We start from the raw sequence: 15,405 nt of genomic DNA, 5'->3' as shown, positions 1-15,405 counted from the left end.
ACCATGCACAACAATAACAACACCCTGCTTCTGCGTGCTGCGCTGATCTACATCGCCGCCACGGCCTTGATCATCATTGGCGTACAACCCATCTTCATCGGCCTGCTGGCCGAGCGGTTGCATCTGGACCTGAGCCAACAGGGCTGGGTACTTTCCAGTGAAATGAGCGGAACACTGCTCGGTTGCCTGCTGCTATCGATACCAAGACGTCATCCAAGTGGCCGTGGGCTGTACCTGGCGGCAGCCTTTGCAGCGCTGATGTTGAACCTCCTCAGCGCTGCGCTGGACACTTTGACGACCTTGATTCTGTGCCGTTTTGCCTGTGGTATCACTGCGGGCCTGCTGTATGCCGGGTCGATCAGCGGGCTTGGCCGGCTGCCGGGCCAGGATCGCTCGTACGGCCTGTCGCTGCTGATTCAAACCGCTGTCTTTGCCCTGTACGCGACGTGCCTGCCACAACTGGCAGAGCAGTTCGGTCACCGCACGGCGATTGCATCACTGGGTTTCTGGTTCGTGCTGATCGCTATGGCTGCGTTGTTCATTCCGGTACGGCTGCAGCGTGTAACACCCGTGCGCCTGGCGCAGCCAGGCGGCGGCTCCGCGATTATCGGGCGCTACGCCCTGCTGGGGATGCTGTGCCTGCAGTTGGCGATCTATTCGTTGTGGGGGTTTGTCGAACAGTTGGCGCGCGAACGTGGCATCGAGGCGGTGGATGTGGGCTGGGCGTTCGGGCTGGGAATACTGGGTGGCTTGCCTGGCGGCGCCCTGCCCAGCCTGCTGGGCGCACGGGTGAGCCGTGGCCCGATGATCGGCCTGGGCTCGCTGGTAGTGCTTGTGTCAATCACCCTGCTGGCGCGGTATACACATGATGCCGATCAGCTGTGCATGGCACTGTTTCTGATGAACTTCGGCTGGGTGCTGGCGCTAACCTACTACATGGGGGCAATTGCCACCAATGACCCACGCGGCACGTTGACACCCTGGGTCAGTGCGCTGCAACTGGGGGCCGCGGCGGCAGCGCCGGCGTTAGTGGCATTGCAGCAACAGAGTGCCGGGCGGGAAATGATCTTTGCCAGTGCAGGGACGGCGGTGGTGTTGGGGTGCGTGCTGAAGGGCGTGGCCGGCGTGGTTCATCGGCGGGCAGTTCGTGAAGCTGCCTGATGGAGCGCATGAGCCGGTGATGGTGTGCAACGACTGCAGCCCGATCTGACACCGATACCGCCCGTTAGGTTATCTTCGACGCTTCACTGTACCGACCGGGCCAGACCAACATGCGTATTGTCATTCCCGACGACTACCAGGATGTAATCCGTACGCTCGATTGCTTCGGCAAGCTGAGCGGGCATGCTGTCAGCGTCCTTCATGAGCACCCGCCTGCCACGCTGGAACAACTTGCAGCACGTTTTGCCGATGCCGACGCCTTGGTCCTCACCCGCGAACGCACACGCATCGAAGCCGCCTTGCTCGACCGTCTGCCCAACCTCAAGCTGATCAGCCAGACCGGCAAGGTGTCCAGCCACCTCGACCTGGCTGCCTGCACAGAGCGCGGCATTGCCGTGACCGAGGGGCGCGGATCGCCGGTAGCGCCTGCCGAACTGGCCTGGGCGCTGATCCTCAATGCACGCCGGCAACTGCTGCCGGCCATTGATGCCTTCCGCCAAGGCCAATGGCAGGTCAACCTGGGCCAGGCGCTGGCCGGGCAGACGCTGGGCATCTGGGGCTATGGCAAGATCGGCCAGCGCCTGGCGCGTTATGCGCAGGCCTTCGACATGCCCGTGCTGGTGTGGGGCAGCGACAGCAGCCGCGCCGCAGCCAAAGCCCATGGCCACGCTGCTGCCGCCTCGCGTGAGGCGTTTTTTGCCGAGGCGGATATTGTCAGCCTGAACCTGCGCCTTTCGGACCTGACACGCCATGGGGTGACCTTCGACGACCTGTCCCACATGAAGCCCGACGCCTTGCTGGTGAACGTCAGCCGCGCAGAACTGATTGCACCAGGCGCATTATTGCAGGCATTGGATGCCGGGCGGCCGGGCTACGCGGCGGTGGATGTTTATGAGGAGGAGCCGTTACTCGACCCGGCACATCCACTGCTGCGCCACCCACGTGTACTCAGCACGCCCCACCTGGGGTATGTGGAGAAGAACGGCTACGAGCTGTACTTCGGTGACGCCTTCGACAATGTGCTGGCGTTTTTCGACGGGGTGCCGAAGAACGTCGCCAACCCGCAAGCTTTGACCCTTCAACGCCTGAACCCGGCGCCGCCTTGAAGTTGCACTAACCGAGCAAGTGCAGCCCCAGCGTAAACACAGCCACGGCCAAGGCAACCAACGACACGGCGTGACGCTCCAGATACGCGGGCCAACTGGCTGCTGACTGCGACATGCATTCACATTGGTGCTCAGCCAGGCGGGTCAAGCGTGCCTCCACACTGTCCAGGCGGTCTGCTTGGGTGCTCGCTGCCAGCGCGAGCTTCTTCAGCGCCGTGGTCACCGTGATGGACAGCCCCTCCCGAGCCTGATTGCTGGCGGCCAGTTGCTGCTGGCACTGCTCAAGGTGCTTGCGAATCGCCCCTTCCTTCTGCACGCGAGCCAGGGTAGTGGCCACGAGCTTTTTGTTCAGCATCTCGATACTGGCCAGCAGTGCTTCGTGCTCGATGGCCTGCGGGGTCGACGCGTCTGCCTCAAGGTGGCTTTCGTGCATCGTCTTCCCATTCGCCTCGGCAAGCGGAGTCAGGGTGCCGTGTTCATGTAGCTGGTTCATCAATCACTGTCCGGATACTGCGGTAAGGGGCGAGAAGCTATCAAAATGACATCGCTGGATCCACTGATGAGTCGTGCAATTGACGGCTTTCGTCAGAGCGTGCGCGTACACTTGCCTTCAAGCCACTCGCAGGAGCTGCTGCATGCCCTACCCTATTGAAGAAAAACTGGTCATCGGCGTTGCCTCGAGTGCGCTGTTCGACCTCTCCGTTTCTGATGACATCTACCAGACACAAGGTGTCGAGGCTTACCGCCAACACCAGGAACAGAACCTGGACGAGCCGTTCCCCAGGGGGGTGGCGCTCCCGTTCATTCGCCGCTTCCTGAGCATCAACAAGGCGTTCCCCGACCAGTTGCCGGTGGAAGTGGTGCTGCTCTCGCGCAACTCGCCGGAAACCGGCCTGCGGGTGTTCCGCTCCATCAACCACTATCAGCTGGACATCACCCGCGCGGCATTCATGTCGGGCCGCTCGCCCTACGAATACATCCCGGCGTTCAATGCCTCGCTGTTTCTCAGCGCCAACGAGGAAGATGTGCAAAAGGCCATCGACGCCAACTACCCTGCCGGGCGTGTACTGCCTACGCGCATCTACGATGATGAAATCGACACTGAGCTGCGGGTGGCCTTCGACTTCGATGGCGTGATTGCCGACGACGAGGCAGAGAGTGTTTACAAGCGCAACGACAACCTGGACGACTTTCAGGAACACGAGCGCATGCACAAGGGCACCCCGCATTCGCCGGGGCCACTGGCAGACCTTTACCGCAAGCTTTCGCGGATACGCATGCTGGAGGATCGCAAGCTGGCCGAGGACCCGACGTACCAGCGGATTCTGCGCATTGCCATCGTCACGGCGCGCAACGCGCCTTCGCATGAGCGGGTGGTGACGACCTTGAAGGATTGGGGTGTATCCCCGGATGAGTGCTTTTTTCTAGGCGGTATGGATAAACCCAGGGTGTTGTCGATATTGAGGCCGCATGTGTTTTTCGACGACCAGCGCACGCACCTGCAATCGCCAGCGGGGAACCTGCCGATGGTGCATGTACCGTTTGGGGTGGCGAACAGAGTGCGCTCGCCTCAGGAACCCGACGTGAAGCAGGATCAACTGCCGATCTGTGAATTGTCACGCGAGCCATAAACCGCCAGAGCGTCGCCCTTGACCCACGCCCGCTCGCCGCCGCATGCTCGAACGCTTCCACCCACGCTCAAGGAACGATTGCATGAAGCTGGAAACGCTTGCCATCCATGCGGGCTTCAGCCCCGACCCGACCACCAAGGCGGTGGCCGTACCGATCTACCAGACCACCTCCTTCGCCTTCGACGACACCCAGCACGGCGCCGACCTGTTTGACCTGAAGGTTGCCGGCAACATCTACTCACGCATCATGAACCCCACCAACGACGTGCTCGAGCAGCGCATGGCCGCCCTGGAAGGCGGGGTTGGCGCGCTGGCCGTAGCCTCGGGCATGGCGGCTATCACCTACGCCATCCAGACCGTCGCCGAAGCCGGCGACAATATCGTCTCGGTGGCCAAGCTGTACGGCGGCACCTACAACCTGCTGGCGCACACCCTGCCACGCATGGGAATCCACACCCGCTTCGCGGCCCATGACGATATCGCCGCCCTCGAAGCGCTGATCGACGCGCGTACCAAAGCGGTATTCTGCGAGTCCATCGGCAATCCCGCCGGCAATATCGTTGATATCGCTGCGCTGGCCGAGGCCGCCCACCGCCACGGGGTGCCGCTGATCGTCGACAACACCGTGGCCACCCCGGTGCTGTGCCGGCCGTTCGAGCACGGCGCCGACATCGTCGTGCACTCGCTGACCAAGTACATCGGCGGTCACGGCACCAGCATCGGCGGCATCGTCATTGACTCCGGCAAATTCCCCTGGGCCGAAAACAAGGAACGCTTCGCCCTGCTCAACACCCCCGACCCGTCCTACCACGGCGTCACCTACACCGAAGCTTTCGGGCCTGCCGCCTTCATCGGCCGCTGCCGTGTGGTGCCCTTGCGCAACACCGGCGCCGCGCTGTCGCCGTTCAACGCCTTCCTGATCCTGCAAGGCCTGGAAACCCTGGCCCTGCGCATGGAGCGCCATACCGAGAACGCGCTGAAGGTGGCCCATTACCTGCAAGCCCACGAGCAAGTGGCCTGGGTGAAGTTCGCCGGGCTGCCCGACCACCCCGAACATGAACTGGCCCAGCGCTACACCGGTGGCAAGCCGGCATCGATCCTGTCGTTCGGTATCAAGGGTGGCCAGGCGGCTGGCGCGCGCTTCATCGACGCGTTGCAGTTGGTGGTACGCCTGGTGAACATCGGCGACGCCAAGTCACTGGCCTGCCACCCCGCTTCTACTACCCACCGTCAGCTCAACGACGAGGAACTGGAGAAGGCCGGCGTGCCACGGGACATGGTGCGCCTGTCGATCGGCATCGAACACAGTGACGACATCATCGCCGACCTGGCCCAGGCCTTGGAGGCCAGCCGCGGCTGATGCCTCCGCGCCCTACCCAATGTCGAAGGCGGGCGCACCTTCATCAAGCCTGGATGCACCCGCAATGACCCTGTTTTACCTGAAACTCATCGTCACACCCCTGCTGATGTGGGCCATCTCCCTCGCCTCCCGGCGCTGGGGCGGCCTGCTAGGCGGATTGCTGTCCGGCCTGCCGATCACCTCGGCGCTGGTGATGACCTTCCTGTGCCTGGAACAAGGCACGGCCTTTGCCCTGGGCGCACTGCCCGGCGCACTGGGCGGCCTGGCGGCGGTGCAGGCCACCTACACCGTCTACCTGCTAGCCACGCGCGCACTCGGCATCGCCGTGACCGTGCTGCTGGCATTGCTGTTCTATGGCCTGGCCGCCTATGCCTTTACCCACTGGGGCAGCCTGTACCTGTCGATTGCGGTAGCGTTTGTGCTGATCGGCGTGCTGATCCGCGCCAGCGGCCGCGAGCCCAAACCTGATACCTTGGCCCGCCCCCGGCACCGGTACTGGGAAATCCCGTTGCGCATGGTGTCTGCCACTTCCCTGCTGATGATCACCACCAGCTTGGCCAGCTGGCTAGGCCCGGCGACCAGCGGGATGCTGGCGCCCATTCCGGTGATTGCCTGGCCGCTGGTGGTGTTCGCCCATGTGCAGGGCGGGCGAGCCGGGATGGCTGCGATGGTGCGGGGGAATGCGATCGGCGCGGTGGGGGTCATTGCGTTCTATCTGGTATTGGCGGGGCTGCTGGAAACGTGGGGCGTTGGCGTTACCATCGGCCTGGCCATGCTGGGCGCTGTTATGCTGACCATTGGGCTGGCCGCTGTGTTGCGGCGGCGTTGATAGGCCGTTGGGGCTGCTGTGCAGCCCATCGCAGGCAAGCCAGCGCCTACAGGTACCGAGCGCGCCGCTCGCACCTGTAGCTTTAGTCGAACGCCCCGTTCAACACCTCATAGATGATCCCGGTCGCCACGGCGACCAGAATCAGGTCTGCGCCTGCCTGCATCCACTCATACCCGTCATAGCGAGGCAGCTGCCCCAACAGACGGCCATCCAGTTTCTTGGCGATACCAGGTGGCAGGGGCTTGCCGCGGGCCAGGTTCTTCTGAATGCCTGGAGGCAATGCCGGGCCCGGGCTCCAGTAGTTGCGGTGGCCACCGAGAATGCCCAGTACATCGCCACGGTCGATGGACGGGCCGCCGTGCCAGTCATTGCCGCCGGCGCTCTGCTTGTGGCCGCCCGAATTGCCCTGGCCCTGGGCGTGCTGAGCCTGGCCCTTGCCGTGCCCCTGACCTTGGCCCTGGCCTTTGCCGTTACCCGGGTCGGCGAGCGCCGGGCCAGAGGCCAAGGCCACAGCCAATGAGGTGACAACAGCTGTCATGATTGTTGATCTGGCCATGTGAGCATCCTTTGCGCGAGAGGTTGCCCCTCACTATAGACGGTGCGCACACCTGCTTCACTTGCAACAGCCTCAGCAGGGGTGGCTGACAAGGCAGGCACGCTTCGGCCACAATCGGTCGCCTGGTCCACGCTGGGAAGCACTGCATGCTCACTACCCTCGCCATCGGCAACTACCGCTCGATCAATCACCTGGTACTGCCGCTGGGCCAACTCAACCTGGTGACCGGTGCCAACGGCAGCGGCAAGTCCAACCTGTACAAGGCGCTGCGCCTGCTGGCCGAAACCGCACAGGGCGGTGTGGTCGAAGCCCTCGCCCGTGAAGGCGGGCTGGATTCGACCTGGTGGGCTGGCCCAGAAACCAGCGCACGAATGCGGCGTGGCGAAGTGCCCATCCAAGGCCAGCATCCGAGCGAAGCCAGGCGCCTGCGCTTGGGCTTTGCCACCGAGGACCTCGGTTTTGCCATCACCCTCGGCCTGCCCATTCCCCTGCCGTATCCTACCGCCTTCATGCTCGACCCTGAGATAAAGTGCGAGGCCATCTGGGGCGCTGGCGCCTATCGGCCCGCTTCCTTGCTGGTCGAACGCAAGAATGCCCTGGTGCGGGCCCGCGAGGGCAACAGCTGGGCAGTGCTCGATCAGCATGCTGACAGCGGCGAGAGCTTTTTCAACATTGTCGGCCGGCCACGCCAGGCACCGGAGATTGGTGACCTGCGCGCGTTCATCAACAGCTGGCGGTTTTACGACCACTTCCGGATTGACCGTGATGCGCCTTGCCGTCAACCCCAACTGGGCACTCGCTCGCCGGTTCTGCATCACGATGGGCGCAACCTTGCCTCGGCGCTGCAGACCATCATCGAAATTGGCGATGTGGAGGATCTGGTGGAAGCGCTGAATGACGCGTTTCCCGGCAGTCGTCTGGAGGTCAATGCGCCACCTGGCGGGCTGTTCAGTGTACGGCTGCACCAGCACGGTCTTTTGCGCCCGCTCGAGGGTGCTGAATTGTCGGACGGAACCCTGCGTTATCTTCTGCTGATGGCTGCCCTGCTCACACCACGGCCGCCATCGCTGATGGTATTGAACGAACCGGAAACCAGTTTGCACGCGGACCTGCTCCCGGCCTTGGCACGGCTGATCATTCGTGCATCAAGCCGTAGCCAGGTTTGGGTGGTATCGCACAGTGCGCCATTAATCAACGCGCTGGCAGCCTGTGACGGGTGCAATGTGCTAGAGCTGGAAAAAATACAAGGGCAAACCCAGCTGCGGGGGGTTGGGTTGCTGGATGAGCCGCTATGGCGGTGGGCTGACTGAACTCAAGTTGCGGTACGAGCCCGGCATGACTAACCGGCCCCGCTAATCTCGTCCATGAACTGGGTAAGAAAGGTTTCAAGACGGGTATGACGCTCGGCAGCAAGGCGAGCCCCTTCGTGAGTTTTAAAGCCCGAGGCGAGCTTGAGCAGTTTGGTCTGGAAGTGCTCGATGGCATACGCCCCGTCCTGGTACGCCCTCTCCTGCGCGAAAGGATTTTCGAAGTCGTAGAGCGCCGACCCCATTCGTCCGGAGACGTAAAAACACCGGGCAATACCCACCGCGCCTATGGCGTCAAGCCGGTCACTGTCCTGAAGGATGCAGGCCTCGCGTGTCAGCGGTTCGAGTCCCGCCGAGTAACTGTGTGTCTTGATCGCATGCACTACCTGCTCGACACGCCCAGCCGGCCAGCCCATCTCCGAGAGGACTGATGCAGCCTTGTCCGCTGACAACGTCGATGCCTGCCCACGTAACGGCGAATGCTTTTCCACCGCCACACAGTCGTGCAGCACCGTCGCCGCAAGCAAGATTTCAAGGTCGCCACCCTCTACCCGCTGGATCCGGTGCGCATTGACCCACACGCGATGAATGTGGGCCAAGTCGTGGGAGCCATCACTCTGGTCGGACGGCAAGTACTTCAGCAAGTCAGTGGCAAGGCACTGATAAGGGGCAAACGCTTGGCGGGTCATCTTCGGTAGGTTCCATTTCCGGTGAATGCGCGGGCTCACGGGCGCCGTCCGGACACTGCCTGGGCAAGTACCGAGAGCCTGCATGTCGGTTTCAAAGCCTGTACAACACTGGCAGGAGCAGCCTTGTGCTGCGATGAGGATGTTACTGCCAAAGTAGATCCTCAGCCCTATCAGCACCTTGCTACTAAGTATTTCCGTCAACAACACGTTTGTTACTGGGAGCACTTGTATTCGATCAGCAAGGAGTCAATGGATGTCCGCTCGCTTTTCCTCCCCCGCCACCCGTATTCGCCAAACCGCGCTAGCGGTCAGCTTCGCGGGCTCGCTGCTGGGCACTGCACATGCCTGGGCCGAGCCTGTGGGTTACAGCATCCCGGCAGGGTCATTGGCTCACGCACTCGACCAGTTTGCCGACGCCAGCGGGGCAGTCATCAGTTTCAGCCATGAAGAAGTCGCAGGCTTGCACAGCAAAGGGCTGCACGGCAATTACGCGCTGCATCAGGCGTTGGCAGAGCTGCTGCAAGGCAGTGGCTTGCAGGTGCAGGCAGCGGGCGACAAGCACTTCATGCTGGTTAGCGCTGAGCAGGATGGCGCCATGGAGCTTGCGGCAACCACTGTCTCCAGCATGGCTCTGGGTGCCACCACCGAAGGCACCGGCAGCTACACCACCGGCTCGGTCAATACCGCAACCGGGCTGCGGCTGTCGGCACGCGAGACACCCCAATCGGTCAGCGTGGTCACCCGCCAGCAGATTGAAGACCAGAACCTGAACGATGTTACCCAGGTGCTTGAACAGACACCGGGCGTGGTCGTTGACAGCATGGGGCCCGCCGGAAGCGACGCCAACCATATCTATGTGCGCGGCTTCGAGGTCGGCAGCATCCAGGTGGACGGCATCAACCGCCCCGATACCTTTGGTTTCAGGGACGACCTCTCCGACATGGTGTCCTATGACCGGGTAGAGGTAGTGCGCGGTGCCACGGGCCTGATGTCCGGCACCGGCGACCCGGGCGCCACCGTCAACCTGATCCGCAAGAAGCCGACCCTGGAAACACAACGCAAGCTGACCTTGAAAGCGGGCTCGTGGGACAACTACCGCACCGAGCTGGACGTTTCTGGCAAGTTGACGCAAAGCGGCAATGTTCGCGGGCGCTTTGTCGCCTCCAATACCGACAGCCAGAGCTACGTCGACCGCCAGTCGCTGGAACGGCAGGTGGCCTATGGAGTGCTGGAGTGGGACATCACCGACAGCACGATGCTGACAGCAGGTGCGGAATATCAGGAGATGGACAACGACGGGGCAGGCAACCACGGTTTCCCGATGTTCAATTCAGATGGCAGTCACTTCAGCCCCTCCCGTACGTTCAACTCGGCTTCGGACTGGAGCTATCACAAGCGTCGCACCAAGACGGTATTCACTACGCTGGAGCATCAACTGGACAACGGCTGGCAATTGAAACTGAATGCCGAACACAGCCGTCGCAGCTATGACGACGCCTTTGCCACCGCGGCCAGCGGCACCGTCAAGCCCGATGGCAGTGGCATCAGCACCTGGACGGGGCGTTGGGCCGGCGAGCCCCGGCAGACCTCGTTCGACCTGTCGGCGTCGGGCCCGTTCGCGCTGTTGTCCCGCGAGCACCAGGCCTACGTCGGGGCCAGTCACTACCGCGCCTACTACCGCAACGACAGTTACCCACTGTGGACGATCCAGACCATCGACAACATTTACACCTGGGACGGTTCGCTGGCGATACCGGACGCCATCCATGCCAAGTCCTCGGAAGACGCGCTGGATGAAACCCAGGACGGCCTGGTGGCTTCGGTACGCTGGAGCCTGGCCGATGACCTGTCGCTGATTACCGGGGCGCGGCTGATCGACTGGAAACGCGACGAAACCTCTACCACCCTGTCGTCCGGCGCTACAAGCCGCACCTCGCGTAGCGAAACCGGGGTCGTCACGCCCTACCTTGGCCTGGTGTATGACCTCAACGAGCACTGGTCGGCCTATGCCAGTTACACCACCATTTTCAAGCCGCAGAGCAACAAGGATATCAACGGTACCTACCTGGACCCGCTGGAAGGCGTGAACTACGAGCTCGGTCTGAAGAGTGAGTTCTGGGACCAGCGCCTGACCACCGCTTTCAGCGTATTCGAGGTGCACCAGGACAACCTGGCGGTAGCCGACGGAAGCAACCTGGCGCCAGACGGCAACCAGGCCTACCGTGCCGAGTCGGGTACCAAGACACGTGGTTTCGAGATGGAAATGGCGGGCGAGATTTTGCCTGATTGGCAGGTCTCGGCCAGCTACACCTATGCGGTGAGCAAGGATTCGGATGGCGACCGCCTGAACACTGAAATACCGCGAGACACCTTGAAACTGTTCACCAGCTACCGCCTGGCGACCCTGCCACAGTTAAAGGTAGGGGGTGGTGTGCGCTGGCAGGGTACCGAATATTACAAGAGCGCCGGGCCCAACAACGAAACGTTCACCCAGGACCCCTACAGCATGGTCGACCTGATGGCTCAGTATGCCTTCACGCCGCAGACCAGCGTTTCACTGAACCTCAACAACGTGTTGGACAAAACCTACTACACGGCGATTGGCGCGCGCGGCTGGTATGGCAGCCCACGCAGCGCCACGGCCACGTTGGTGTACGCGTTCTGACCCGCCAAGGCGACGCCTGATTGCCCCCTGAGTTCGCAGATCAGAACACCGACCATCCGATCCGCGAACTGAGCAGCTCAAGCGCCGCCATCCCGGCCAGGGAGTTGCCCGCAGCATTCAGCTCTGGCGACCATACGCATACGGTAAATTGCCCCGGTACGATCGCCACGATCCCGCCACCCACGCCACTCTTGCCAGGCAAACCCACCCTGAAGGCGAAATTCCCCGCCTCGTCATACAGCCCACTGGTGGCCATGATCGAGTTCACTTGTTGGGTCTGGCGCCGCGTCAGGATCTGCTCACCGCTGTGCTTGCAGAACCCGTCATTGGCCAGGAAGCAGAATGCCCGCGCCAGGTCCAGGCAGTTCATTTGCAGTGCGCAGTAACTGAAGTAACTGCGCAGCACCGTCTCGACCTCGTTATGGAAGTTGCCAAATGACTGCATCAGGTACGCCATGGCAGCGTTGCGCGCGCGAAACTGATATTCCGAATCAGCGACCCGAGTATTGATTGAGATGTGGGGGTTGCCTGAAAGCCGTCGGACAAAATCGCGCATCGACAACGTGGGGGCCGCGAAGCGCGACTGATTGATATCGCAGATCACCAATGCCCCCGCATTGATGAACGGGTTACGCGGCCGCCCGCGCTCGAACTCCAGCTGCACCAGCGAGTTGAACGGCTGCCCCGAAGGCTCATGCCCCAGCCGCTCCCAAATGGCTTCACCCGAATGGCCAATGGCCTGAACCAGGCTGAACACCTTGGAAATGCTCTGCACCGAGAACGGCACCCGCGCGTCGCCTGCGCAGTGGTAACTGCCATCGTTGCCATAGACAGCGATGCCCAACTGGTTCGCCGGCACGTCAGCCAGCGCGGGAATGTAGTCAGCGACTTTGCCCTTGCCGATCAAGGGACGTACTTCTTCGAGAATCTCGTTCAACAGCGTTTGCATGGAAGGCCCTGTATCAATCCCCAGACGACGGCGAGGGGCAGTCTTCTTGACGAAGACTGAGCGGGAGAGATCACACATTCAGAAACAAATCACCATAAGCGTCTTCATCACCAGGAAGCCTGACAACGCCAGCAGCGCATGAGGTCTTTTACAGGCCAACAGCTTGCTGCCGAGCGGCACAGCTTGACGCAACATTATCGCCGCGAAGTCTGCGATAAAAAAATTGGATATCTCATTAAAGAAATCCCGCAGGCGCTGCCCTGGACCATGGGATTACAGTCCGCCTCACGCCGTCGTCCGGCGGGGTGGTTGCTGCTGGGCCATTACGCGTTCGAAGCCTTACCGGAACCCGGCGCAACTCACACCAATACAAGAACAAAGGTGACCACGCATGCTTAAGCCTCCTGTCGATGCCCCCATCGATGTCAAAGACTGGATCGATAACCGCCCCATTGCTGCCTACCAGTGGCTGATCCTGGTGCTGTGCTTCCTGATCGTGCTGTTCGATGGCTTCGATGTCGCCGTCATGGGTTTCATCGCGCCTTCGCTGATGCAGGACTGGGGCCTGTCGCGCGCCGCCTTTGGCCCGGTGATGAGTGCCGGCATGGTCGGCCTTGCCATCGGCGCGCTGACCGCCGGCCCGTACGCCGACCGGTTGGGCCGCAAGAAAGTGCTGCTGATCGCGGTCAGCGGTTTCAGCCTGCTGAGCCTGGCCTGCGCCTTCGCCCGCAACCCCTATGAGCTGGCTGTGTTACGGCTGCTGACCGGCATTGCCCTGGGTGCGGCCATGCCCAACTGCACCACCCTGCTTGCCGAGTACCTGCCCACACGCAACCGCTCGCTGATGATCACCATCATGTTCACCGGCTTCAACATGGGCTCGGGCCTGGGCGGCTTCCTGTCCGCCTGGCTGATCCCTCATCACGGCTGGAAGTCGGTACTGCTGGCCGGCGGCCTGCTGCCACTGGCCTTGCTGCCACTGCTGTGGTGGCTGCTGCCAGAGTCCGCTCGCTTCCTCGCCGCACGCCAGGCACCGGCCAGCCAGATTGCGGCAGCCTTGGCCAAGCTTGGCGGCCGCTTCGCTGCCGGCACCCGCTTTACCGTCAGTGAGCCAACCACGCAGCACAAGGCACCGGCCCGGCAGCTGTTCAGCGAGCGCTACCGGTTTGGCACCCTGGCCCTGTGGCTGACCTACTTCATGGGCCTGCTGGTGATCTACCTGACCATGGGCTGGTTGCCGACCCTGCTGCGTGATGGCGGGCTGTCCATCGAGCGCGCCGCCACCATTACCGGCCTGTTCCAGATCGGCGGCGCAGTGGGCGCAATCGTGGTCGGCTGGATCATGGACCGACGCAACCCTAACCGGGTCATCGCCATCGCCTACGCCCTCGGCGGCCTGTGCATCGTCTCACTGGGCGCCCTGAGCCTGGAGTCGAGCCTGCTGGTGGTGGGCGTGGCGGCTGCCGGGTTCTGCATGAGCGGTGCGCAGACCGGCCTGAACGCCTTCGCCCCTGGCTATTACCCGACCGAGTTCCGCGCCACAGGCGTAAGCTGGATGCTCGGTATCGGGCGCTTCGGGGCCATTTTCGGCTCCCTCATCGGTGGTGCCGTGCTCAGCCTGGGGCTGGGCCTGCCGCTGCTGTTCACCCTCCTCGGCCTGCCGGCATTCGCCGCTGCCCTGGCGATCCTGGCCAACGGCCACGCCCGGCTGCGCGCGACCCCCGCAGTAACCGCGCCGTAACCTGTAACAGAGGACTTTCGCATGGCTCGTATCATTGGTGGCCTGGCCGTCTCCCACACCCCAACCATCGGCTTCGCAGTCGACCACGACAAACAGGAAGAAGCCGCCTGGGCGCCGATCTTCGAAAGCTTCGAGCCGATCCGCACGTGGCTGCAGCAGCGCCAGCCGGACGTACTGTTCTATATCTTCAACGACCACATCACCTCGTTCTTCTTTGACCATTACAGCGCCTTCACCCTGGGCGTAGACGAGCAATATGGCGTGGCCGATGAAGGGGGCAACCCGCGGGACCTGCCGCCAGTGGGCGGCCACGCAGCGCTGTCGCGACACATCGGCCAGAGCCTGATGGCCGATGAGTTCGACATGAGCTTTTTCCGCGACAAGCCGCTGGACCACGGCTTCTTCTCGCCCATGTCGGCGCTGCTGCCCTGCGATGAAAGCTGGCCCGTACAGATCGTGCCGCTGCAGGTTGGCGTACTGCAGCTGCCGATACCCACGGCGCGGCGCTGCTATAAACTGGGCCAGGCATTGCGCCGCGCCATCGAGAGCTACCCCGAAGACCTCAAGGTGGCGATCGTCGCCACCGGCGGGGTGTCACACCAGGTGCATGGCGAGCGTTGCGGCTTCAACAACCCAGAGTGGGACGCGCAGTTCCTTGACCTGCTGGTGAACGACCCGCAGCGCCTTACCGAGATGACACTGGCCGAGTACGCCACGCTCGGCGGCATGGAAGGTGCCGAGGTGATTACCTGGCTGATCATGCGTGGCGCGTTGTCTGCCAACGTTGAGCGCAAGCACCAAAGCTACTACCTGCCGTCGATGACCGGCATCGCCACCCTGCTGCTGGAAAACCGTGACCAGGCACTGCCGGCGCCGGTCAACGAACGTCACCGCCAGCACATGCAGCATCAGCTGGCAGGGGCTGAGCAGCTTGAAGGCACCTACCCCTACACCCTGGAGCGCAGTGCCAAGGGCTACCGCCTGAACAAGTTCTTGCATCGCATGATTGAGCCGCAGTGGCGCCAGCGCTTCCTGAGCGAACCCGAAGCGCTGTACCGCGAGGCGGGCCTGAGCGAAGAGGAACGCGACCTGCTGCGCCGCCGCGACTGGCGCGGGCTGATCCACTATGGGGTGATCTTCTTTGTACTGGAGAAGCTAGGCGCCGTACTGGGTGTGTCCAACCTGGACATTTACGCCGCCATGCGCGGGCAGAGCATCGAAGACTTCATGAAGACCCGTAACCAGCAGGTTCGCTACTCGGTGGCCGGCAAAGCACCCAACTGACCGATGCAACCCGCTTGATCGTGTGACGGCGCGTCCCGCGCCGCCACCCCCACCGCTCCCTGATTCAACCTGCCCAGCGCCGATGCGCCGCTGGCGGGCAGCGCTTTGCCCATCCCTGGAGAATAAA

13 protein-coding genes are annotated in these 15,405 nt (G+C 62.5%); 9 read left to right on the top strand and 4 right to left on the bottom strand.

The window, feature by feature from the left end:
• The first annotated feature begins 3 nt into the window (after positions 1–3).
• A complete protein-coding gene (locus ACF8FG_RS05190; protein ID WP_014591509.1) occupies positions 4–1,161 on the top strand; it encodes a YbfB/YjiJ family MFS transporter in 1,158 nt (385 codons plus the stop codon).
• Between the two features lie 110 nt (positions 1,162–1,271).
• Positions 1,272–2,267: a D-2-hydroxyacid dehydrogenase family protein gene (locus ACF8FG_RS05185; protein ID WP_014591510.1), complete on the top strand. Its 996-nt coding sequence runs from the start codon at positions 1,272–1,274 to the stop codon at positions 2,265–2,267.
• Positions 2,268–2,274: 7 nt separating this feature from the next.
• Here ACF8FG_RS05185 and ACF8FG_RS05180 read toward each other — a convergent pair whose 3' ends face one another.
• A complete protein-coding gene (locus ACF8FG_RS05180) occupies positions 2,275–2,760 on the bottom strand; it encodes a hypothetical protein (protein WP_014591511.1) in 486 nt (161 codons plus the stop codon).
• Between the two features lie 142 nt (positions 2,761–2,902).
• Here ACF8FG_RS05180 and ACF8FG_RS05175 point away from each other — a divergent pair, with 142 nt between their 5' ends.
• The 3 genes from ACF8FG_RS05175 to ACF8FG_RS05165 all read left to right on the top strand — a co-directional run bounded on the left by ACF8FG_RS05175 (position 2,903) and on the right by ACF8FG_RS05165 (position 6,087).
• The gene (locus ACF8FG_RS05175; RefSeq protein WP_318080026.1) at positions 2,903–3,898 is read left to right on the top strand and encodes a 5'-nucleotidase; all 996 of its coding nucleotides are present in this window, start codon (positions 2,903–2,905) and stop codon (positions 3,896–3,898) included.
• 82 nt (positions 3,899–3,980) lie between these two features.
• Entirely contained in the window at positions 3,981–5,258 is a 1,278-nt protein-coding gene (locus ACF8FG_RS05170; protein WP_004575388.1) for a bifunctional O-acetylhomoserine aminocarboxypropyltransferase/cysteine synthase, read from the top strand.
• 64 nt (positions 5,259–5,322) lie between these two features.
• Positions 5,323–6,087, top strand: a complete 765-nt coding sequence (locus tag ACF8FG_RS05165; RefSeq protein ID WP_318080027.1) for a hypothetical protein — start codon at positions 5,323–5,325, stop codon at positions 6,085–6,087.
• 82 nt (positions 6,088–6,169) lie between these two features.
• On the opposite strand, the gene ACF8FG_RS05160 is transcribed toward ACF8FG_RS05165, so the two are convergent.
• Positions 6,170–6,643, bottom strand: a complete 474-nt coding sequence (locus ACF8FG_RS05160) for an anti-virulence regulator CigR family protein (protein WP_023390523.1) — start codon at positions 6,641–6,643, stop codon at positions 6,170–6,172.
• Between the two features lie 146 nt (positions 6,644–6,789).
• Here ACF8FG_RS05160 and ACF8FG_RS05155 point away from each other — a divergent pair, with 146 nt between their 5' ends.
• Positions 6,790–7,953 (top strand): AAA family ATPase, encoded by a 1,164-nt coding sequence (locus tag ACF8FG_RS05155; protein WP_014591515.1) that lies wholly within the window; start codon positions 6,790–6,792, stop codon positions 7,951–7,953.
• A 29-nt stretch (positions 7,954–7,982) separates the two neighbouring features.
• On the opposite strand, the gene ACF8FG_RS05150 is transcribed toward ACF8FG_RS05155, so the two are convergent.
• Positions 7,983–8,639, bottom strand: coding sequence for an HD domain-containing protein (locus ACF8FG_RS05150; RefSeq protein ID WP_070384010.1), 657 nt, complete (start codon positions 8,637–8,639; stop codon positions 7,983–7,985).
• 253 nt (positions 8,640–8,892) lie between these two features.
• On the opposite strand from ACF8FG_RS05150, the gene ACF8FG_RS05145 reads away from it, so the two are divergent.
• On the top strand, positions 8,893–11,304 hold the full coding sequence (locus ACF8FG_RS05145) for a TonB-dependent siderophore receptor (protein WP_392518625.1): 2,412 nt from the start codon (positions 8,893–8,895) through the stop codon (positions 11,302–11,304).
• A 40-nt stretch (positions 11,305–11,344) separates the two neighbouring features.
• Here ACF8FG_RS05145 and glsB read toward each other — a convergent pair whose 3' ends face one another.
• Positions 11,345–12,253: a glutaminase B gene (glsB, locus tag ACF8FG_RS05140; RefSeq protein WP_004575383.1), complete on the bottom strand. Its 909-nt coding sequence runs from the start codon at positions 12,251–12,253 to the stop codon at positions 11,345–11,347.
• 391 nt (positions 12,254–12,644) lie between these two features.
• On the opposite strand from glsB, the gene ACF8FG_RS05135 reads away from it, so the two are divergent.
• Both ACF8FG_RS05135 and ACF8FG_RS05130 read left to right on the top strand, forming a co-directional pair.
• On the top strand, positions 12,645–13,994 hold the full coding sequence (locus ACF8FG_RS05135; RefSeq protein ID WP_070384012.1) for an aromatic acid/H+ symport family MFS transporter: 1,350 nt from the start codon (positions 12,645–12,647) through the stop codon (positions 13,992–13,994).
• 21 nt (positions 13,995–14,015) lie between these two features.
• On the top strand, positions 14,016–15,278 hold the full coding sequence (locus ACF8FG_RS05130) for a gallate dioxygenase (protein ID WP_014591521.1): 1,263 nt from the start codon (positions 14,016–14,018) through the stop codon (positions 15,276–15,278).
• Positions 15,279–15,405: the final 127 nt, after the last annotated feature.

The organism is Pseudomonas sp. YQ_6, assembly GCF_043103245.1.
Lineage (GTDB): Bacteria > Pseudomonadota > Gammaproteobacteria > Pseudomonadales > Pseudomonadaceae > Aquipseudomonas > Aquipseudomonas alloputida.
Note: the sequence above shows the minus strand (reverse complement) of the source record. Positions and strands in the feature narration are given on the sequence as shown.